Source organism: Pantoea sp. sgz302252, from assembly GCF_047713085.1.
GTDB lineage: Bacteria > Pseudomonadota > Gammaproteobacteria > Enterobacterales > Enterobacteriaceae > Scandinavium.
Window position 1 is genome coordinate 41,205 of sequence record NZ_JBLFJW010000017.1, and the last position, 18,244, is coordinate 59,448.

The 18,244-nt window shown below is 51.7% G+C and carries 21 protein-coding genes and 3 tRNA genes; 10 read left to right on the forward strand and 14 right to left on the reverse strand.

Annotated features, from left to right (window positions below; all coding sequences use genetic code 11):
- Positions 1-93: 93 nt before the first annotated feature.
- A complete protein-coding gene (locus ACLW56_RS14055) occupies positions 94-651 on the reverse strand; it encodes a DJ-1/PfpI family protein (protein WP_330984390.1) in 558 nt (185 codons plus the stop codon).
- 469 nt (positions 652-1,120) lie between these two features.
- Here ACLW56_RS14055 and ACLW56_RS14060 point away from each other — a divergent pair, with 469 nt between their 5' ends.
- On the forward strand, positions 1,121-1,624 hold the full coding sequence (locus ACLW56_RS14060; RefSeq protein WP_330984391.1) for a non-heme ferritin-like protein: 504 nt from the start codon (positions 1,121-1,123) through the stop codon (positions 1,622-1,624).
- A gap of 154 nt (positions 1,625-1,778) precedes the next feature.
- Positions 1,779-3,122 carry an anaerobic C4-dicarboxylate transporter gene (locus ACLW56_RS14065; protein WP_330984392.1) on the forward strand — a complete coding sequence of 448 codons (1,344 nt, stop codon included), beginning with the start codon at positions 1,779-1,781 and terminating at the stop codon, positions 3,120-3,122.
- A gap of 41 nt (positions 3,123-3,163) precedes the next feature.
- On the opposite strand, the gene ACLW56_RS14070 is transcribed toward ACLW56_RS14065, so the two are convergent.
- Positions 3,164-3,412, reverse strand: coding sequence for a DUF2766 family protein (locus ACLW56_RS14070; protein ID WP_330984393.1), 249 nt, complete (start codon positions 3,410-3,412; stop codon positions 3,164-3,166).
- A gap of 131 nt (positions 3,413-3,543) precedes the next feature.
- Here ACLW56_RS14070 and ACLW56_RS14075 point away from each other — a divergent pair, with 131 nt between their 5' ends.
- Entirely contained in the window at positions 3,544-4,965 is a 1,422-nt protein-coding gene (locus tag ACLW56_RS14075; RefSeq protein WP_330984394.1) for an MFS transporter, read from the forward strand.
- Between the two features lie 37 nt (positions 4,966-5,002).
- Here ACLW56_RS14075 and ACLW56_RS14080 read toward each other — a convergent pair whose 3' ends face one another.
- Positions 5,003-5,641 (reverse strand): RpiB/LacA/LacB family sugar-phosphate isomerase, encoded by a 639-nt coding sequence (locus ACLW56_RS14080; RefSeq protein WP_330984395.1) that lies wholly within the window; start codon positions 5,639-5,641, stop codon positions 5,003-5,005.
- Between the two features lie 294 nt (positions 5,642-5,935).
- Between ACLW56_RS14080 and ACLW56_RS14085 the strand changes: the two genes are divergently transcribed.
- The 6 genes from ACLW56_RS14085 to ACLW56_RS14110 all read left to right on the forward strand — a co-directional run bounded on the left by ACLW56_RS14085 (position 5,936) and on the right by ACLW56_RS14110 (position 9,601).
- A complete protein-coding gene (locus ACLW56_RS14085) occupies positions 5,936-6,322 on the forward strand; it encodes a hypothetical protein (protein ID WP_330984396.1) in 387 nt (128 codons plus the stop codon).
- A 25-nt stretch (positions 6,323-6,347) separates the two neighbouring features.
- Positions 6,348-6,518 carry a hypothetical protein gene (locus tag ACLW56_RS14090; RefSeq protein ID WP_415377836.1) on the forward strand — a complete coding sequence of 57 codons (171 nt, stop codon included), beginning with the start codon at positions 6,348-6,350 and terminating at the stop codon, positions 6,516-6,518.
- A gap of 105 nt (positions 6,519-6,623) precedes the next feature.
- Positions 6,624-6,962: a YecR family lipoprotein gene (gene yecR, locus ACLW56_RS14095; RefSeq protein WP_330984397.1), complete on the forward strand. Its 339-nt coding sequence runs from the start codon at positions 6,624-6,626 to the stop codon at positions 6,960-6,962.
- Between the two features lie 191 nt (positions 6,963-7,153).
- Positions 7,154-7,651 carry a non-heme ferritin gene (gene ftnA / locus ACLW56_RS14100; RefSeq protein WP_330984398.1) on the forward strand — a complete coding sequence of 166 codons (498 nt, stop codon included), beginning with the start codon at positions 7,154-7,156 and terminating at the stop codon, positions 7,649-7,651.
- Positions 7,652-7,810: 159 nt separating this feature from the next.
- The gene (tyrP, locus tag ACLW56_RS14105; RefSeq protein WP_330984399.1) at positions 7,811-9,022 is read left to right on the forward strand and encodes a tyrosine transporter TyrP; all 1,212 of its coding nucleotides are present in this window, start codon (positions 7,811-7,813) and stop codon (positions 9,020-9,022) included.
- 219 nt (positions 9,023-9,241) lie between these two features.
- Positions 9,242-9,601, forward strand: a complete 360-nt coding sequence (locus tag ACLW56_RS14110; RefSeq protein ID WP_330984400.1) for a DUF4156 domain-containing protein — start codon at positions 9,242-9,244, stop codon at positions 9,599-9,601.
- A gap of 155 nt (positions 9,602-9,756) precedes the next feature.
- On the opposite strand, the gene ACLW56_RS14115 is transcribed toward ACLW56_RS14110, so the two are convergent.
- The 7 genes from ACLW56_RS14115 to uvrY all read right to left on the reverse strand — a co-directional run bounded on the left by ACLW56_RS14115 (position 9,757) and on the right by uvrY (position 14,073).
- Positions 9,757-10,422: a YecA family protein gene (locus ACLW56_RS14115; RefSeq protein WP_330984401.1), complete on the reverse strand. Its 666-nt coding sequence runs from the start codon at positions 10,420-10,422 to the stop codon at positions 9,757-9,759.
- Between the two features lie 125 nt (positions 10,423-10,547).
- A tRNA-Leu gene (locus ACLW56_RS14120) sits at positions 10,548-10,634 on the reverse strand.
- A gap of 13 nt (positions 10,635-10,647) precedes the next feature.
- Positions 10,648-10,721: transfer RNA gene (locus ACLW56_RS14125), tRNA-Cys, on the reverse strand.
- 38 nt (positions 10,722-10,759) lie between these two features.
- Positions 10,760-10,835: transfer RNA gene (locus tag ACLW56_RS14130), tRNA-Gly, on the reverse strand.
- Positions 10,836-10,983: 148 nt separating this feature from the next.
- Positions 10,984-11,532 carry a CDP-diacylglycerol--glycerol-3-phosphate 3-phosphatidyltransferase gene (gene pgsA, locus ACLW56_RS14135; protein ID WP_330984402.1) on the reverse strand — a complete coding sequence of 183 codons (549 nt, stop codon included), beginning with the start codon at positions 11,530-11,532 and terminating at the stop codon, positions 10,984-10,986.
- 55 nt (positions 11,533-11,587) lie between these two features.
- The gene (uvrC, locus tag ACLW56_RS14140; protein ID WP_330984403.1) at positions 11,588-13,420 is read right to left on the reverse strand and encodes an excinuclease ABC subunit UvrC; all 1,833 of its coding nucleotides are present in this window, start codon (positions 13,418-13,420) and stop codon (positions 11,588-11,590) included.
- A complete protein-coding gene (uvrY, locus tag ACLW56_RS14145) occupies positions 13,417-14,073 on the reverse strand; it encodes a UvrY/SirA/GacA family response regulator transcription factor (RefSeq protein ID WP_330984404.1) in 657 nt (218 codons plus the stop codon). Before uvrY ends, uvrC begins: the two co-directional genes overlap by 4 nt.
- A gap of 459 nt (positions 14,074-14,532) precedes the next feature.
- On the opposite strand from uvrY, the gene ACLW56_RS14150 reads away from it, so the two are divergent.
- Complete coding sequence (locus ACLW56_RS14150) at positions 14,533-14,757, forward strand: DUF2594 family protein (protein WP_330984405.1); 225 nt, start codon at positions 14,533-14,535, stop codon at positions 14,755-14,757.
- Positions 14,758-14,818: 61 nt separating this feature from the next.
- Here ACLW56_RS14150 and sdiA read toward each other — a convergent pair whose 3' ends face one another.
- From sdiA to dcyD, 4 genes are all read right to left on the reverse strand, one after another.
- The gene (gene sdiA / locus ACLW56_RS14155) at positions 14,819-15,541 is read right to left on the reverse strand and encodes a transcriptional regulator SdiA (RefSeq protein WP_330984406.1); all 723 of its coding nucleotides are present in this window, start codon (positions 15,539-15,541) and stop codon (positions 14,819-14,821) included.
- Positions 15,542-15,818: 277 nt separating this feature from the next.
- Entirely contained in the window at positions 15,819-16,571 is a 753-nt protein-coding gene (gene tcyN / locus ACLW56_RS14160) for an L-cystine ABC transporter ATP-binding protein TcyN (RefSeq protein ID WP_330984407.1), read from the reverse strand.
- Entirely contained in the window at positions 16,568-17,236 is a 669-nt protein-coding gene (gene tcyL / locus ACLW56_RS14165; protein WP_330984408.1) for a cystine ABC transporter permease, read from the reverse strand. Before tcyL ends, tcyN begins: the two co-directional genes overlap by 4 nt.
- Positions 17,237-17,250: 14 nt before the next feature.
- Positions 17,251-18,237: a D-cysteine desulfhydrase gene (gene dcyD, locus ACLW56_RS14170; protein WP_330984409.1), complete on the reverse strand. Its 987-nt coding sequence runs from the start codon at positions 18,235-18,237 to the stop codon at positions 17,251-17,253.
- Positions 18,238-18,244: the final 7 nt, after the last annotated feature.

Sequence of the window (18,244 nt, forward strand, 5' to 3'; positions counted from 1 at the left end):
AGCGGGAAATGACATAAAGAAAGGGCGAATTGTCAGACAATTCGCCCAGGGGTTAGCAGAATACTCTATATCAACAGCCAGTGAATCCTTATCTCACCAGCGATAATAAATATGGTCAGCGTGTTCACTCACTGGAGCTTCATCACCCAGCAATCTTGCGGCAACGGTGAAGGCGAAATCAAACACATGACCAAACCCTTTACCGCTGATCAAATTGCCATCTTCAACGACCGGCGCATCCACATACTCACCATTGCGAACGTCCTGCCAGAGATCGCCTGAGCAGACATAACGGCGTCCTTTCAGCAAATCATTGCCGCCCAATACGCGTGCAGCAGCAGAACAGATAGGACAAATCAATTTTCCCGCAGCATCGTGGGTAGCAATAAAATCGATGACTGCGGGATCAGCAGCAAGATTGACGCTGCCTTGTGGTCCGCCGGGCAGGACAACTGCGTCATACAGTGCGCCGCGGCGTTCCGCGAGGGTGCAATCCGCTACCATGGGAATATTGTGATAGCTGGTGACACCACGCGAATCCGCGCAGGAGAGCGTCTCCACTTCCAGATTCAGGCGGCGCAGAATGTCGATAGTGACAATGGCTTCCCCTTCTTCAAATCCAGGTGCCAACAGCACCGCGACCTTTTTCATTTATGACTCCTTAATATCAATTTTTTGTGCATACCCTTTTCAGGGTATTACGATGAATATGATCCACAACAAGTTCAGTAAAAATTAACGTTACCGGTAATAGCATTGATACTATCGATAAATAAACCTTTCATGTCTGAACATTATTGAATGTTAGCCAGATCTCACTTTCACCCATCAAAGAGTAATGCAATTCACTTAAACATCATACTGTTGAAACGGTTTTTCCTGGTGAAACCTTCCCTAAATTCGAGTTAATTCAGCTTTCATGTAACGAACCGTAAATAATAACAGCCAGGCGTTTTCTTATAGAAAATCCAGGCGTATTCTTGAAACGGTCAGGACAGTGAATATCGTAGTGACCCTCCATAAGTGTGAATGCTGAATAGCGCAAGCTTCTGTCGTCGTGTGAACGGCTGTTCTGCGGTAATCAGCAGAGTTCGTTTCTTCAGGATATAAGGATATGACTATGACCGTTCTAGGAATGGTTCAAAAGCTCAACACCCAGATGAATCTTGAGTTCTGTGCCTCCAATTTGTACCTGCGTCTGAGCGAGTGGTGTTCCGAACATAAACTGACGGGGACCGCCACGTTTCTGCGCGCCCAGGCGCAAGCTAACGTCACCCATATGATGCGCATGTTTGATTTCATGAAAAAAGCAGGGGCTTATCCGGTGGTAAAAGCCTCGCAGCCGAATGATGAACGCTGCGCCACCCTTGAAGATCTGTTTCTGCAAACGCTGGAAGAACATCACCAGCGCAGCAGTACCCTTTCGGCATTAACCCTCGAAGCGAAAGCGATGCAGGACGACACGACCCTGCATTTTTTAAACGCCCTGGAAAAAGAGCAACTGCAGGACGGCATTCTGCTGCAAACCATCCTTGATGAAGTCCGCAGCGCCCATAAAGCCGGGCTGTGTATGCATCAGACCGATCAGCATCTGTTCAACGTCATTAACCAGCAACAGCACTAACCTCCTCAGGGCGGCGAGCGTCGCCGTCAAATTGTTAAAAAAATGTACACAACAGATTGTTTTTACAGCTTTTTGTAAATCCGATCTGCCTCTCAGTGAATATCGTTACTAAATGTAATGATTTGCCTTTCTGTATGGATGAGACAGGTGAGTCATGATTACGCTTGAGTTTGTTGTCATTATTTTGTGCCTGCTGGCAGGAACCCGGTTTGGCGGGATGGGTCTTGGGCTTATCAGCGGTATCGGTTTATTTATTCTCTGTTTTGTTTTCGGGCTGGAGCCCGGAAAACCGCCGGTAGACGTCATGCTGACCATTCTGGCGGTGATCGGCTGTGCGGCCACGCTGCAAACAGCCGGTGGCCTGAACGTGATGATGCAATGTGCTGAAAAACTGCTGCGCAAACATCCTCAGCACATCACGCTGCTCGCCCCTTTTACCACCTGGACGCTGACGTTTCTGTGCGGCACCGGGCATGTGGTGTACACCATGTTTCCGATCATCGCCGATATCGCGCTGAAAAAAGGCATTCGCCCGGAACGCCCGATGGCCGTGGCTTCCATTGCTTCTCAAATGGCGATTACCGCTTCGCCTGTTTCCGTTGCGGTGGTGTCGCTGGTGTCGATTTTGGGTGCTCAGCATGGCATCGGACACGCGTGGAGCATTCTGGAGATCCTCGCCATTTCCGTGCCCGCTTCATTGTTTGGTGTTGCCATTGCCGCACTGTGGAGTTTACGTCGCGGTAAAGATCTGGCGGATGACCCGGAGTTTCAGGCAAAAATCAGTGACCCTAAGCAGAAGGAATTTATCTACGGCAGCAGCGAAACCCTGCTCGACCAGCGTTTTAATAAAGAAGCGTATTGGTCGACCTGGATTTTCTTCGCCGGGATCTTATTCGTGGTGGTGCTGGGCGCCTTCCCGGGGTTACGCCCGGCCTTTGAGGTGAAAGGCAAACTCGCGCCGCTTTCGATGAACCTGGTGATTCAGATGATGATGCTGATTGCCGGGGCAGTGATGCTGGTCGCCTGTAAGGTCAATGCCGCCAGCATTTCCAGTGGTGCGGTGTTTAAAGCCGGGATGGTGGCTATCTTCTCTGTGTTCGGCGTGGCGTGGATGAGCGATACCTTTTTCCAGTCGCACTTGCCTGAGCTCAAAATGGCACTGGAAGGCGTGGTAAAAAGCCATCCGTGGACGTATGCCATTGTGCTGTTTTTGGTTTCAAAGCTGGTCAACAGCCAGGCCGCTGCGCTCACCGCCGTTGCGCCGATGGGCCTGATGTTGGGCGTAGAGCCGAAGATGCTGATAGCCTTCTTCCCTGCGGCTTATGGCTATTTTGTGTTGCCAACCTACCCCAGCGATTTAGCGTGCATTGGCTTTGATCGCTCCGGCACCACGCGTATCGGCAAATTCATCATCAACCACAGCTTTATTATTCCTGGGTTGATTGGCGTGAGCTGCGCCTGTGTCGCCAGCTATCTGCTGGTTGAAGCGTTCTTCTGAATCCATGAAATGCAAAACGGCGCTAAATGCGCCGTTTTTTATTAATGTGTACCGCCTTCCTGCGGAGTGAACTTCAGTTCAATCAGCGCGATGGCTTTTTGCACTGCACGCATGGTCACCGGATCGGCACCCGCGGCGCTGAAATCGATAGCACGCAGTTGATTCGCCATTTTTTCACGGACTTCAACCGGGGCGATAACATCAATAACATCAAGGATTTGCTTAATAACGAGCTGGCAAGCGACAACGTCGGAGACCAGCTCATCGTTTTCAGTCAGATTTTGGGACATGATTTACTCCTGTTTTCCAGGCCGCAATAGTACCTGATTTAGGGCCATAAACAGAAAACAATCCCGCGCTTTTCCCGTTACTATCAGGCGATGTGCGTTCAGTGAACGAATTGGGAAATGGCAGCCTTATCATGAGTGAAAACATCTCCGCAAAGGAGAGCCGTGGTCTTTCGCCCGCCGCGTTATTGGTAGCAGGCGCGTTTTTTATGGAGTTTCTGGACGGCACCGTCATTGCGACTGCATTGCCAGACATGGCAAAGAGCTTTGATGTCGAAGCCGTCGCCCTCAACATTGGCATCAGCGCTTATCTCATCACCTTAGCGGTGCTTATCCCTGCCAGCGGCTGGATTGCCGATCGCTTTGGTGCGCGTAAAGTCTTCGCGCTGGCGTTAGCCATTTTTACTTTGGCTTCCGTTTTTTGCGGCTTAGCCACCAGCGTTAACAGCTTTGTTGCGATGCGTATTTTGCAAGGCGTTGGCGGTGCGTTGATGGTGCCGGTTGGACGGCTAGCGGTACTGAGAACAACGCCCAAACATCAACTGATTACCGCCATTGCGACGCTGACATGGCCGGCACTTGTCGCGCCAATTATCGGCCCGCCGTTGGGCGGATTCATTACCAACTTTGCCAGTTGGCGCTGGATTTTCTTTATCAATGTGCCGCTGGGCATCCTGGCGATTGTTCTCGCGTTGCGCATTATTCCGGATATCCGTGATGACGGGCGTCGCCCCTTCGATATGCCCGGATTTATCGCCACCGCCGTCGCCATGGTCAGCCTGGTTTATGCCATGGAAGCCTTCGGCGCAGAACACGGTCGCGGCTGGTTACCTTTCGCTTTACTTGCCGCGGGTGCTGCTACGTTTATCTTCGCCCTGCGTCATTTTAAACGAGTCGAGTGGCCGATGATCCGCCTGGATGCGCTTCAGGTGCCGACATTCCGGGTGACAATGTACGGTGGCTCGCTGTTCCGTGCCTCGATAAGCGCGGTGCCATTCCTGCTGCCGTTGCTGTTTCAGGTCGGATTCGGGATGGATCCCTTCCATGCCGGTTTACTGGTGCTGGCGGTCTTTGTTGGTAACCTGACCATCAAACCCGTCACCACTCCGCTGATTCGTCATTTAGGTTTTCGCAATTTACTGCTGATCAACGGTGCGCTAAACGTGCTGGCGCTGCTGGCCTGCGCCTTTCTCACGCCACAGACGCCGCTGTGGGTCACGCTGTTGATTCTGTATCTTGGCGGCGTGTTCCGCTCGATTCAGTTCACTGGTGTCAGCACGCTGGCCTTTGCCGACGTGCCTTCCGCGCAAATGAGTTACGCCAACACGCTGTTCAGTACTGCCACGCAGCTGGCCGTTGGGCTTGGCATCACGCTTGGTGCTATAGGCATTCGGCTTGGGGAAAAAGTCAGTATCTGGCTCGATATGACGACGCTGCCGGGCGTCAGTTTCCGCTTAGCTTTCGTGTTTATTGCGCTGATTTGCCTGGTCGGGATGGTTGATACGCTACAACTGACGCGAGATGCAGGCAGTTCGGTGTCGAAAAAGAAAGGATAGTGTTCCGGCGGCAGAACGCCGCCGGAGACCAGACTGATTACGCAATCAGCTGACGAACAAACGCTTCAATCTCTTTATCCTGGCAGTTTTCGAAGAAGCACTGCTGGAAACGCTGACCGGAAACGGCTGTTTTAACCAGTTCAGGATCGATGGCGCGTAAGGTATCGAGATAGTTCTCTTTCACCACCGCCGCTTTCACCTGGTTCAGAATGCCCGCGTTGCGCACCTGCGGCTCTTTACGTTCTGGCGGATACCCTTCGCCATTACGCCCGGTGAAGGCTTTCTCAAAGATGAAACGCACATTCAGCTCTGCGCCCCAGCCAAAGCCTTTGGCAAACGGCAGTGAAAGCGCGTTGCCGTTGTTGATTTGCGCGAACAGGAAAGCATCCGCCGGGTCGATGCAATATCCGCACACCACGCCCGGGTGAATGTTCAGTGACATCAGCGCGCCCTGCCCGGTGCCGCAGCCGGTGATCACAAAATCCACCGCTTTGGCATTCAGCAGAATGCTGGCCATGATCCCGAGATGGATATAGGTCAGGTGATGATCTTGCTCATCGCTCATGCCTACGTTGTAAACCGGATACCCTTTCTCATCCGCGACCGCTTTTAGCTCACGATGAATAATGGCGTTTTTCGCCGCCTGGCTGTTTTCCATCATCAGTGCAATTTTCATTCATGCCTCTCCTGAGATCTACGCGGAAAGCTCCGCAGTGAACCGATATGTGAGTATCACCTTAGCGCTCATTAAACGCATTTTCAAACTTAATGAAATATTGTTTCATTAATCACCGATGAGTTCACAATTTTTACGGGTCATCAGTAAAATGCATGACTATTCACAAAATCAATACTTGCCGCAAGCCTCAGCCGGACGGCATCGGTACCCGAAGATCTGAACGATACCCGCGTTATTTTCCGTCGCGACGACGCCACTCACCTTCAGGTTAATCACGGCAGCGTGCTGGATATGATCAATGACATGCGCGACCTGCTGCATGTCAACATCGATGTGAAATACACCGAGGATTACATCAGCCATTTGCGCCAGGAGAACTGGCCTGTTCGTCTGGTGAATATCGTCGAAAGTCGGGATGAGTCGCAGGCTGAAGGGATTATTGGCCCGGCGCTCTCCTGGCATAATGCCTATTACAATCGCAGTGAACAGCCGTTTTTATGGGATGAAGAACAGGTTCGCTATAAGCGCGTGGGCATTATTAAAGGCTCGTTTTCAGCACTCTACCTGCATCAGCGTTTTGGTGATGATGTTGCCATCATGCCCGCAAGTTCTGTCGAAGCCCTGGTAAGCGCCATTGAACAGCGCAAAATTGATTTTATCCTCGGCGATTTAGATTGAAGCGCGTATCCTGGCTCTCGCGGATGTGTACGATGCTTTGCGCCAAAAGCGAGTTTATAAGCCCAGCTACACACACGAGCACGCCTGTTCGCTGATTTTCGCCGGGGCCGGAAAACATTTCGATCCGGAACTGATTCATCGCTTCAGACAACTGCACCCCAAATTCCAGGCCATCTATGACAACCGGGCTGACTAAACGGACGGTGGCGAAAACTAAAGCGGGATCTGTGGGTTATTCAGCGCATTGCGGGTTTGCTGAGCCGATAAGATAACGCGATCGGACATTTACGCAGAGTGAGCTATGAAGAAACTCATCCCTGTCGCTGCGGCGATAGTGCTTTCCGCCTGTACGGTTCATCGTCAGGCTAACGTCACCGACGTGGATGCCACCAGCGGCATCGTGCGTCTTACCTATGGTCAGGCAATGTTGCAGTCGGCGATCACCGACAACTCTGTGGCGAACGGCAACGCGACAAAACAGTGCCAGCAAATGGGCTATGCTACAGCGGTGCCTTTTGGCCAACCGGTGACAACCTGTACCGTGACCAGCGGCTCACTCTGCATCAACTCCAGCGTGACGTTGCAATATCAATGTCGTGGTATTGCCGTTTCCTCTACCCCAAACGCAAATTATTGGTAATGCTTTTTATTCCGCCGGAAACATCCGGCGGTAAGAATAATTATTCTCATTCTATTATTTAATAGCCGCAATGCGTGTTATTCCCATTTGCATTTAACAATAAATATTTTTTATTTTACCTTTTGCAAATAGTTTAATTACAACTTAGACTTTCCGCATCGTCACCTGAGCTTAATATCACGGAGCAAACCATGCTGAAAACGGAAATGATCGACAAACTGAATGAGCAAATGAATCTGGAACTGTACTCCTCTCTGCTCTATCAGCAGATGAGTGCCTGGTGCAGCTACCACAGCTTTGAAGGGGCCGCCGCGTTTCTGCGCCGCCACGCTCAGGAAGAGATGACTCACATGCAGCGCCTGTTCGATTATCTGACCGATACAGGAAGCCTGCCGCGCATTAATACCATTGAATCACCGTTCGCCGAATATAACTCACTGGATGAACTGTTCCGTTCCACTTACGAACATGAGCAACTGATCACCCAGAAAATAAATGAGCTGGCTCACGCGGCCATGACCAATCAGGATTATCCAACCTTTAATTTCCTGCAATGGTATGTGGCTGAACAGCACGAAGAAGAGAAACTGTTTAAATCCGTTATCGATAAACTGTCTCTGGTCGGTAAAAGCGGTGAAGGTCTGTACTTTGTTGATAAAGAACTGGCCACGCTCGACGCACAGAATTAATCCCTCAAAGGGCAGCGGCTCTCGCTGCCCTTCTCTCCTGCCTTGCATGCCGTAAACATCACGTTACACCCGCTGTAATTCAGATTTGACGAGCTGACGCTTTTCCCCTACCCTGCGCGGCATATTTTGCCGTATGAATCCTGAATAGCAGAGGAAAGCGTGAAGAACCGCACCGTAGGGAGTATTTTAATCGTCGCTGGCACCACTATCGGCGCAGGAATGCTGGCGATGCCGCTGGCGTCTGCGGGTGTGGGCTTTGGCATCACACTGGTGTTACTGCTGAGCCTGTGGGCGCTGATGTGCTACACCGCTTTACTGCTGCTGGAGGTGTATCAGCACGTTCCTGCCGATACCGGTCTGGGCTCATTAGCGCTGCGCTATCTTGGCCGCTACGGCCAATGGGTGACAGGATTCAGCATGCTGTTCTTGATGTATGCCCTGACAGCGGCTTATATCAGTGGCGCGGGAGAACTTCTTGCATCGAGCTTCAGCGATTGGTTTAACCTCGATCTGCCGCCTTCTGCTGGCGTGCTGCTGTTTACCCTTGTTGGTGGCGGCGTCATTTGTGTCGGCACCGCGCTGGTCGATCTCTTTAACCGCTTCCTGTTCAGCGCCAAAATCATCTTTTTGGTTATCATGCTGGCGCTGCTGATGCCACATATTCACCAGATCAACCTGCTGACGCTCCCGCTGCAGCAGGGCCTGGCGCTTTCCGCGATCCCGGTAATCTTCACGTCGTTTGGTTTTCATGGCAGCGTGCCGAGCATTGTCAGCTACATGCAAGGTGATGTGCGTAAGCTGCGCCGCATCTTCATTATCGGCAGCTTCATTCCGCTGGTGGCCTATATCTTCTGGCAGCTGGCGACGCTTGGCAGCATTGAATCCCCGGTATTTAGCGCGCTGCTGGCTAACCACGCAGGGCTGAACGGATTGCTGCAGGCCATTCGCGAAGTGGTCGCCTCACCGCATGTAGAGTTGGCTGTACATCTGTTTGCCGATCTGGCTCTGGCGACCTCTTTCCTTGGCGTTGCACTTGGCTTGTTTGACTATCTGGCGGATCTGTTCCAACGCAAAAATACCACCGGCGGACGTCTGCAAACCGGCGTGATCACCTTCGTGCCACCGTTAGCTTTTGCGCTGTTTTATCCAAAAGGCTTTGTCATGGCGCTGGGCTACGCCGGTGTGGCGCTTGCAGTGCTGGCGCTGATCATCCCTTCACTGCTGACAATGAAAAGCCGTCAGCAGCATCCAGATGCGCCATACCGCGTTGCTGGAGGCATGCCCGCTTTGTGGCTGGTATTCGCTTGCGGCATCGCAGTGATTCTGGTTCAGGCTCTGATCGCGACGGGTCTGCTGCCGTCAGTGGGCTAAACCCTGTAAGGGTAATCTGGCGTAGCTGCACTGGATTACCCTCTAAAAATTAACAAACACATCACAATAAACCATTGATTTGGTGAATGTTTTCAACATACCTAAACGATTCCCGAATCACTCCCTCATTCGCTGCCGCGTATTAAGACTTTTCCTGTACAGCCTGTTTTTATCTGACGTAACCTTGCGCTGTTTTTTCCACCAGACAAAAAGTTATATATGAAAAAGCTCTCTCTTATTTTAGTAATGATGACGCTCGCCGGTTGCAGTGCGACCAGCGTTAATACCAATGCCAACCATGTTCGAGTGACCAACAATGAACCGGGCAAAGAGTGTAAATTCCTGGGTGATATTACGGGTAGCCAGGGGAATTTCTTCACCGGCGGCTGGACGTCGAACAGCAATCTGGAAACTGGCGCCCGCAATGACCTGAAAAACCAGGCGGCCAACATGGGGGGAAATGTGGTATCCATTATCACCCAACGCGCAGGCCAGACGGGCAGTTCATATTATGGTTCAGGTGGGTTAGAGCAGACCAACGTCACGCTCACAGGCAATGTCTATCGTTGCCCTGAATAACAAAAAGGCCCGTTAAGGATAACACCGTTAGTTTAAGACCGAGATATCCGGGGCGACCACCGGGTTTGGCCTCCCTCCGGGAACCAAATCCCGGTGTTTCCCCTAATTCATTGGCTTAAGTGAACGGCGTTACCGTTAAGGGCCTTTTTCACAGGTTATTTCATGCAGCAGTTTTTATATTTTTCGCCACTACCACATGGGCAAGGATCGTTGCGACCCGTTTTATTTTCATTCTTAACAGGCTGCTTCACTGGCGCGGACTGAGGGTTCTCCAGCCAATAATGGCACAACGCTAAAGCAGCCGGTTTGATGGCATCCACGCTTGCCACATATTCTTCAGCAGAAAGCGTATCGAGACGTTCGAAATTCTCTTCTTTACCGTGCAGCGCGATGGTATCGAAATGCGGCTGTAATTCAGCAGGCAGCGCAGACCAATCGCTTAAACTCACCCCACGCAGATAGCCAAAACACCACTCTTCAACAATGGTGATTTCCTGACCTTCTTCATCACGTGTGCCAAACAGTGGCTCATACTGGTCCGGATAATCGCCTAAACGTTCGGCGACATCATCCCTATGCTGCAGAGTCAGATTCACAAAACGATCGCGCTCACGGTCGTTAGCCCAGCGCGGCACATAATCCGCCCCGCCCCACACCGCCAGCATCCACTCTGCGGGTTCAATCTCCACAGGAGCAGACAGAATAGCCGTCAGCATACCGTCGAGCTCAGAGACGTCCATTACCGCATGTTCATTGCCATAACGGGCCAGAACATCGTCCAGCCATTCAAGTTCGCTTTCGTTTAGCGGTCCGGTTTTCATTACTGAGCTCTCACTGGGAAACGTTTAAGAAGGAAGATAAAACATCAGAATCGCAAATACAAAAAAACCACCCGAAGGTGGTTTCACGACACTGCTTATCATTGATTTTATTCTTGTCTTTCCCATGGTAGCCGGAGTGGGACTTGAACCCACACAGCGCGAACGCCGAGGGATTTTAAATCCCTTGTGTCTACCGATTCCACCATCCGGCCTCGGGAAATAAAGTGGAGGCGCGTTCCGGAGTCGAACCGGACTAGACGGATTTGCAATCCGCTACATAACCGCTTTGCTAACGCGCCGATAGTGCTAACACCCGCAACTGCCGATGTTTTTAAACTGGAGCGGGAAACGAGACTCGAACTCGCGACCCCGACCTTGGCAAGGTCGTGCTCTACCAACTGAGCTATTCCCGCAGAATCAACCGAAGTTAATCATTTGATTTTGTTACCGTCTGGCAAGCTGTGCTGCCGTTCGATGCGTTGCATTCTACTGACATGACGCAATGAGTCAACGATATTTTTCAACGCACCGGATCGTTTGCTGAAATTTACGTCGAAACGATCACTGATCAAGCAAATCCCCACGCGCGGCATTCAGATACTGGAACATCGACCACAGCGTCAGGACCGCAGCGACCATAAACAGGCCTATCCCCGCCCACTCTACCCACTCATTCGGACGCCACAACATCCACACCAGCGCAGCCATTTGAGCAGTCGTTTTCACTTTGCCAATCCACGATACCGCCACGTTGCTACGCTTACCCAATTCCGCCATCCATTCGCGCAGAGCAGAAATGATGATTTCACGGGCGATCATGGTCGCGGCGGGCAATGTGACCCACCATGCGTGGTAATGCTCCGCCACCAGCACCATCGCAATGGCAACCATCACCTTGTCCGCCACCGGATCAAGAAACGCGCCAAAACGGGTACTCTGATTCCAGCGACGAGCCAGGTAGCCGTCAAACCAGTCGGTGATAGCGGCAACGAAGAAAATCAGTGCGCACAGGAAAGGAGCCCAGGTGAAAGGCAGATAGAACGCCAACACAAAAAATGGGATCAGCACAACACGGAACAGGGTGAGCAACGTAGGGATATTAAATTGCATGGCGACGGTAACTATCTGTTGTCAGTAAAATTAGCCCTATGTTGCTACAGAGCCCCTAATGTTTCAACGAGTAGAAGATCTTTTCTGCCAGACCGTGCGAAATGCCCGGCACTTTGGCAATATCTTCGACGCTCGCATTTTGTAAACCTTGCAGCCCGCCCATATATTTCAACAACATCTGGCGGCGCTTCGGCCCCACGCCTTCAATCGTCTCAAGCGAACTGGTGCTTTTCACTTTCGCCCGTTTTTTACGGTGTCCGCTGATGGCATGATCGTGCGACTCATCCCGGATATGCTGGATAACATGCAGCGCCGGGGAGTCAGACGGCAAATTGAAGCCCTCACCTTCCGGCTCGAAGAACAGCGTTTCCAGCCCCGCTTTACGGTCACTGCCCTTCGCCACGCCTAACAACAGCGGATGATGCTTATCCCAGGTCACGTCCAGCTCCGCGAAAACCTGCTTCGCTTGCCCCAACTGACCTTTGCCGCCATCAATCAGAATCACGTCGGGAATTTTGCTTTCTTCAATGGCTTTGCCATAACGACGACGCAACACCTGATTCATCGCCGCGTAATCATCGCCCGGCGTTATCCCGGTGATGTTATAGCGCCGGTATTCAGCCCGCAGCGGGCCATTACTGTCAAAGACCACGCAGGAGGCGACCGTTTGTTCGCCCATTGTATGGCTGATATCAAAGCATTCCATACGCTTCACTTCCGGCAGCTTCAGGGTTGTTGCCAGCGCCTGCAAGCGTTGAGTGATCGTGGACTGTTGCGCAAGTTTAGTCACCAACGCCGTGGCGGCATTCGTCCGTGCCAGTTTCAGATAACGAGCACGATCGCCACGCGGCTTGGTTTGAATATTGATGCGTCTCCCGGCAAGTTCCGTCAGGGAATCCGCCAGCAGCGTTTTATCGCCTAAATTAAAGTCGAGCAGGATCTCGCTCGGCAGCGTACGTGCCTGGCTACCTTGCAAATAGAATTGCCCCACGAAAGTTTCAACCACTTCCGCTGGTTCGGTTCCGCCCGGCACTTTCGGGAAGTAGCTGCGGCTACCCAGCACTTTCCCCTGACGGATAAAGAGCACGTGGACACAGGCCATTCCGCCATTAAAGGCCACGCCGATAACGTCGAGATCATCACCTTCATTCGAGACGAATTGTTTTTCGGTTACCCGACGCACCGCCTGGATCTGGTCACGAATTCGCGCTGCTTCTTCGAACGCTAACGCCTGGCTGGCCTTTTCCATACGCGCCACCAGCTGATTCACCACTTGCTCATCTTTACCCGCAAGGAATAAGCGCACGTAGTCCACCTGCTGCGCGTACTCTTCTTCGCTCACCAACCCAGCAACGCACGGCCCCAGGCAGCGGCCAATCTGATATTGCAGGCAGGGGCGCGAGCGGTTGCGATAGACGCTGTTCTCGCACTGGCGAATGGGGAAGATTTTTTGCAGCAGCGCAAGCGTTTCACGCACAGCGTAGCCATTCGGGAACGGGCCGAAATATTCACCTTTGGCGTGTTTGGCGCCACGGTGCATCGCCAGCCGCGGGTGGGTATCACCGCTCAGGAAAATAAACGGATAGGATTTGTCGTCACGCAACAACACGTTATAGCGCGGCTGATACAGCTTGATGTAGTTATGTTCAAGCAGCAGCGCTTCAGTTTCGGTGTGGGTGACAGTGACGTCTATCTGGGCAATCTGCGCCACCAGAGCTTCCGTTTTGCGCGAGGCAAGATTGCTGCGGAAGTAGCTGGACAGGCGTTTTTTCAGATCTTTGGCTTTACCCACATAAATAACCGTGCCGCCGGCATCGTACATACGATAGACGCCAGGCTGACTGGTCACGGTTTTCAGAAAGGCTTTTGAATCAAAAACATCACTCACTGACTTGCTAACGACTCCGCATTGCACAGACCATGGCGAATTGCCAGGTGCGTCAGTTCGACATCGCCATGAATGTTTAATTTGCTAAACATACGATAGCGATAACTGTTCACCGTTTTAGGGCTGAGATTCAGCTGTTCTGAGATCTCATTGACCTTCTGGCCTTTGGTGATCATCAGCATAATCTGCAATTCACGTTCAGACAAACTGGCGAACGGCGATTCTGTTTTTTCAGGCTCAATCTGGCTAAGCGCCATTTGCTGAGCAATGTCAGACGCGATGTAACGCTGACCGGCAAACACTGAACGAATTGCATTCACCACTTCTTGTGGTGCTGCGCCTTTGCTCAGATAGCCAGCGGCTCCTGCCTGCATGACTTTCGCCGGGAGCGGGTTTTCCGTATGAACGGTTAGCATGATGACTCGAGTATCGGCCGTGGAGCGTGCGATTTTACGCGTCGCTTCAAGCCCACCGATGCCGGGCATGTTCATATCCATTAACACCACATCAACCGGGTTGCTACGGCACCATTTCACCGCATCTTCACCACAGTTAACTTCACCGACAACTTTAATACCCTTTATATCTTCCAGAATGCGTCGTATCCCTGCGCGCACTAGCTCGTGGTCATCAACAAGAAGGACGTTGATCAAAGGAATAATCTCCAGAATAGGGATAACGCTACTGTTTCTAAATTCGTCACCATATTAACGGGTTTTAACCTGCGGGGGAAACGCAAAAAAATGTTCCATTTAGGATTTGACTCATCTTTCTGGAAATTAGACGGTACAAAGACTGGAAACGACCACAAAACAGAGAGATACAACCATCATTTTTTTTAAACACTTTTCTTCAAAAATTTTCTGAAAACGCAACATTTTGCATAGATGATAAATACGATGAGAAATATGTAACAATAATTAACCGGACAGGAACCTGATTTCTACAAATAAGCCCATTCCCGCTGCGTAACCATCAAAATATTGTGTGTAAACACCTCTGATCAGAGAACAAAACTCAAGCACTCCCGCTTTATGCAAAGCCTGTGGTATACTGCGCGCCCTTTACCGTTACATCCCGCGTAAACGCGCAGAAATCCAACGAGGAAATAGATGAGCACTCCTGATTTTTCCACTGCTGAAAATAATCAACAACTGTCCCAGGAAGTCTCCTGCATGAAAGCGTTGCTGACGCTGATGCTGCAGGCGATGGGCCAGGCAGACGCCGGGCGTGTGATTATTAAGATGGAGAAGCAAATCGCGCAGATGGAAGATGAAGCACAGGCGGCCGTATTTTCCAGCACCGTTAAGCAAATTAAACAAGCTTACCGTCAGTAATGGTGCACCGGCTGCTCAGGGCAGCCGGTTCTGCGTCTGGCACGCAGAACGTCGGTGGCGATCAGATGATGCCGATCGCCGCAGCATAGCAGGCAATCTGGGTTTTGTTCGGCGCGTTAAATTTCTTCTGCATATTCTTTTGATGAAAGTTCACGGTATTCTCAGAAATCGACAGGATGATTGAGATTTCCGCTGACGTTTTCCCTTCGGCAGTCCACTTCAAAATTTCCAGTTCACGCTTGCTGAATTTCATTTCCGGCGCCATCACCGTCGTATCTTCCTGACGCACCAACGCCCCAAGGCTCATCGCCATTAACGCCTGCAGACGCAGCTCTGTCTCCGCATCCGAATAGGGATTTTCCTGGTTGCTTTCCCGCGAAACCGATAAAAAACCCAGCGCACGATTAGGTAGCATTAATGACTGAGTCATCCCCTTGCGCAGGCCATGGTCGCGAGCTGCATCCCATAAATCCGGCGCGTCGCGGAATAAGCGGTCGTTCCACGGCAAATGCCCATTCTGGTAATTCTCCGCTTTTAATACCGGGTCGATGGCAAAATAGTTTTCGGCGTGATAATGCGCCATCCAGTCTTTGGGATAGGTCGTTTGCAGCGAAAGTTTGGGGCGAGTAAAAGGCACAGGATGTCGTACACAAAGTGCGAACCAGTCATATTCCAGCGCGTGTGCCTGCTGCTGCAATATCGTATAGACCTGTTCGTTTGTCGCGGCAATCTGAAATTGCTGCGAGATATCCTTCCGCCACTGGAAAAAATCGATGTCCCTCATACCAACGAGAAAACCCCTGATTAATAATCATTATTATGAATACATAAGGCTAACATATAATCATTATTTATATGTATAAAATATCGCAGTCGTGAAAAATAATCTGAAATGATTGTCTGACCCCAAACAAACTCGTGGATAAAACCGTTGTGCGATGCGGCCTGAGCAATAAGCCCACTGTTATAAAGGCTATCTCATTCCTTAAATCAAATTGAATGATTCAGGATGAAAGCGGCCTGATAATCAGACCGCCAGGTTTTGCTGCATAGGGAGAGTTTTACTGCATGAGGAATTTTTCGAGGAACTGACGCGTGCGCGGTTGTTGAGGATTGGCGAACAGCGATTTGGCCTCGCCTTGTTCAACAATACGCCCCTGGTCCATGAAAATGGCCCGATCGGCCACATCGCGGGCGAAGCTCATTTCATGGGTCACAATCACCATGGTGCGCTTCTCTTGCGCCAGTTGGCGAATAGTGTTGAGCACTTCGCCCACCAGCTCAGGATCCAGCGCCGAGGTAGGTTCGTCGAATAAAATAACATCCGGGCGCATCGCTAACGCACGAGCTATCGCCACACGTTGCTGCTGCCCGCCGGAAAGACGGCGAGGATAGCTGGTCTCTTTGCCCGACAGCCCTACTTTCGCCAGTAGCTCACGCGCTCGTGTCGTTGCTTCGGTTTTGTTCTCGCCTTTGACGATCACCGGCCCTTCAATGATGTTCTCCAGCACCGTACGATGCGGGAACAAGTTGAAGTTCTGGAACACAAAGCCCACGTGTTGACGAAGCGTACGGATCAGCCCCTTTTGCTGACTCAGCGGACGAGCGGTATCAATGGTGATATCGCCTACCCGAATCGTGCCGCTTTCAGGTTGTTCCAGCAGGTTAATGCTACGTAAAAGCGTGGTTTTCCCCGAGCCGCTTGGCCCGATAATCGCCACCACTTCGCCCTCTTTCACTTCCAAATCGATCCCGTGTAACACGGTCTGACCATGGAATTTTTTCACCAGGTTTTTGACGTCAATAGCACTCATTTTGGATCACGCTCCTGGCGGTTGAGCTGGTTTTCAAAGTAGTTCTGCAGCGCAGAAAGCACTGTCGCCATCACCCAGTAAATCAGCGAAGCGGCCAGATACATGGTGAACACTTCCAGCGTGCGCGAGGTGATCAGCTGCGCCTGACGGAACAGCTCAGGCACTTGAATGGTCGCCGCCAGCGAGGTGTCTTTCACCAGGCTGATAAAGCTGTTAGACAGCGGCGGCAACGCCACACGTGCAGCCTGCGGGAGGATCGCACGACGCAGCGTTTGCCATGGCGTCATCCCGATGCTCGCCGCGGCTTCCCATTGCCCTTTATCGATTGACGAGATAGCCGCACGAAGCGTTTCTGACGTGTACGCCGCGGTATTGAGCGACAGGCCAATCATCGCCGCCGGAATCGGGTCCAGCTCAATGCCAAACTGCGGCAGGCCGTAGTAAATCATGAACAGTTGAGCGATAAGCGGCGTGCCGCGAAAAATAGAGGTATAAAACCGCGCCAGCCAACGCACCGGCCCAATCGGCGACATGCGCATCAGCGCCAGCACAAACCCCAGCACTAAACCAAAAAACATCCCGCCGATGCTGAGCTGAAGGGTAAACACCGCCCCTTTCAGCAGATACGGCAGTGAGTCGATAACCAGTTGGATACTTTCTTGCATTATGGTGTTCTTACTCAAACATGAGGATGGTAAGCGAACAGCGCCGGAGCACCGCCCGTGTGAACAAACAGGATTGGGCCTTCATCTTTAAAGCGTTTCTGGCTGATACCGTCTATCAGCCCGGCCATCGCTTTGCCAGTGTAAACAGGGTCGAGCAAAATGCCTTCCAGGCGCGCCAGAAGCTTAACGGCTTCCATCCCTTCGTCATTCGGCGTGCCGTAGCCCGGAGCAAAATAGTCATCCCACAGCGTGATATCTGCTCTGGCTTTCAACTCCAGACTTTCCGCTACAGCCTGCTGCAACGTCACCACTTTCGGTTTTTGGTCGGCAATGCTACGGGAAACCGTCACGCCAATGAGTTCCACATCTGGCATCAGCTGTTCTAACCCCACCGCGAGGCCCGCATGCGTGCCTGCGCTTCCGGAAGCCACCACCACGGAAGAAAGCGACACCGCGCCTTCACACTGCTGCGCAATCTCAAGCGCGCTTTCCACATAACCGAGCGCACCAAGCGCATTGGAACCGCCAACAGGAATGACATAAGGACGAAAACCTTGCGCTTCGACACGCGTCGCCAGCTCTTCCAGTTGGCGGTTAGGATCGGTCAGCGCGTCACACATCTCGACCTGTGCGTTAAACAGATCAAGCATCAGACGGTTGCCGTTAGTCAGGTAGTTTTCGGCTTTGGTGCCAATTGGGTTTTCCAGCAACGCCACACAGTTAAGGCCCAGCTTCGCGGCCACTGCGGCAGTCTGACGTACGTGGTTCGACTGGATTGCACCGGCGGTAATCAGCGTATCTGCGCCTTCGCGTAGCGCATCGGCGGCCAGAAACTCCAGCTTGCGCAGTTTATTGCCCCCCAGCGCCATTGGCGTCACATCATCACGCTTGATGAAAATATCGCGTCCCAGATAGTCAGAGAAACGAGGCAGGTACTCCAACGGCGTAGGTGCGCCGATAAATTCCAGACGCGGGAAACGAGTTAGATTTTGCAGTGACATAGCAGCT

Coding starts and splice junctions, on each gene's coding strand:
- ftnA (WP_330984398.1), top strand. CDS start 7,154: ATGCTGAAAACGGAAATGATCGACAAACTGAATGAGCAAATGAATCTG.
- ACLW56_RS14060 (WP_330984391.1), top strand. CDS start 1,121: ATGACCGTTCTAGGAATGGTTCAAAAGCTCAACACCCAGATGAATCTT.
- tcyL (WP_330984408.1), bottom strand. CDS start 17,236: ATGCAAGAAAGTATCCAACTGGTTATCGACTCACTGCCGTATCTGCTG.
- ACLW56_RS14080 (WP_330984395.1), bottom strand. CDS start 5,641: ATGAAAATTGCACTGATGATGGAAAACAGCCAGGCGGCGAAAAACGCC.
- sdiA (WP_330984406.1), bottom strand. CDS start 15,541: ATGAGGGACATCGATTTTTTCCAGTGGCGGAAGGATATCTCGCAGCAA.
- pgsA (WP_330984402.1), bottom strand. CDS start 11,532: ATGCAATTTAATATCCCTACGTTGCTCACCCTGTTCCGTGTTGTGCTG.
- yecR (WP_330984397.1), top strand. CDS start 6,624: ATGAAGAAACTCATCCCTGTCGCTGCGGCGATAGTGCTTTCCGCCTGT.
- ACLW56_RS14065 (WP_330984392.1), top strand. CDS start 1,779: ATGATTACGCTTGAGTTTGTTGTCATTATTTTGTGCCTGCTGGCAGGA.
- ACLW56_RS14075 (WP_330984394.1), top strand. CDS start 3,544: ATGAGTGAAAACATCTCCGCAAAGGAGAGCCGTGGTCTTTCGCCCGCC.
- ACLW56_RS14110 (WP_330984400.1), top strand. CDS start 9,242: ATGAAAAAGCTCTCTCTTATTTTAGTAATGATGACGCTCGCCGGTTGC.
- tcyN (WP_330984407.1), bottom strand. CDS start 16,571: ATGAGTGCTATTGACGTCAAAAACCTGGTGAAAAAATTCCATGGTCAG.
- ACLW56_RS14115 (WP_330984401.1), bottom strand. CDS start 10,422: ATGAAAACCGGACCGCTAAACGAAAGCGAACTTGAATGGCTGGACGAT.
- ACLW56_RS14085 (WP_330984396.1), top strand. CDS start 5,936: ATGATCAATGACATGCGCGACCTGCTGCATGTCAACATCGATGTGAAA.
- dcyD (WP_330984409.1), bottom strand. CDS start 18,237: ATGTCACTGCAAAATCTAACTCGTTTCCCGCGTCTGGAATTTATCGGC.
- ACLW56_RS14055 (WP_330984390.1), bottom strand. CDS start 651: ATGAAAAAGGTCGCGGTGCTGTTGGCACCTGGATTTGAAGAAGGGGAA.
- ACLW56_RS14150 (WP_330984405.1), top strand. CDS start 14,533: ATGAGCACTCCTGATTTTTCCACTGCTGAAAATAATCAACAACTGTCC.
- ACLW56_RS14070 (WP_330984393.1), bottom strand. CDS start 3,412: ATGTCCCAAAATCTGACTGAAAACGATGAGCTGGTCTCCGACGTTGTC.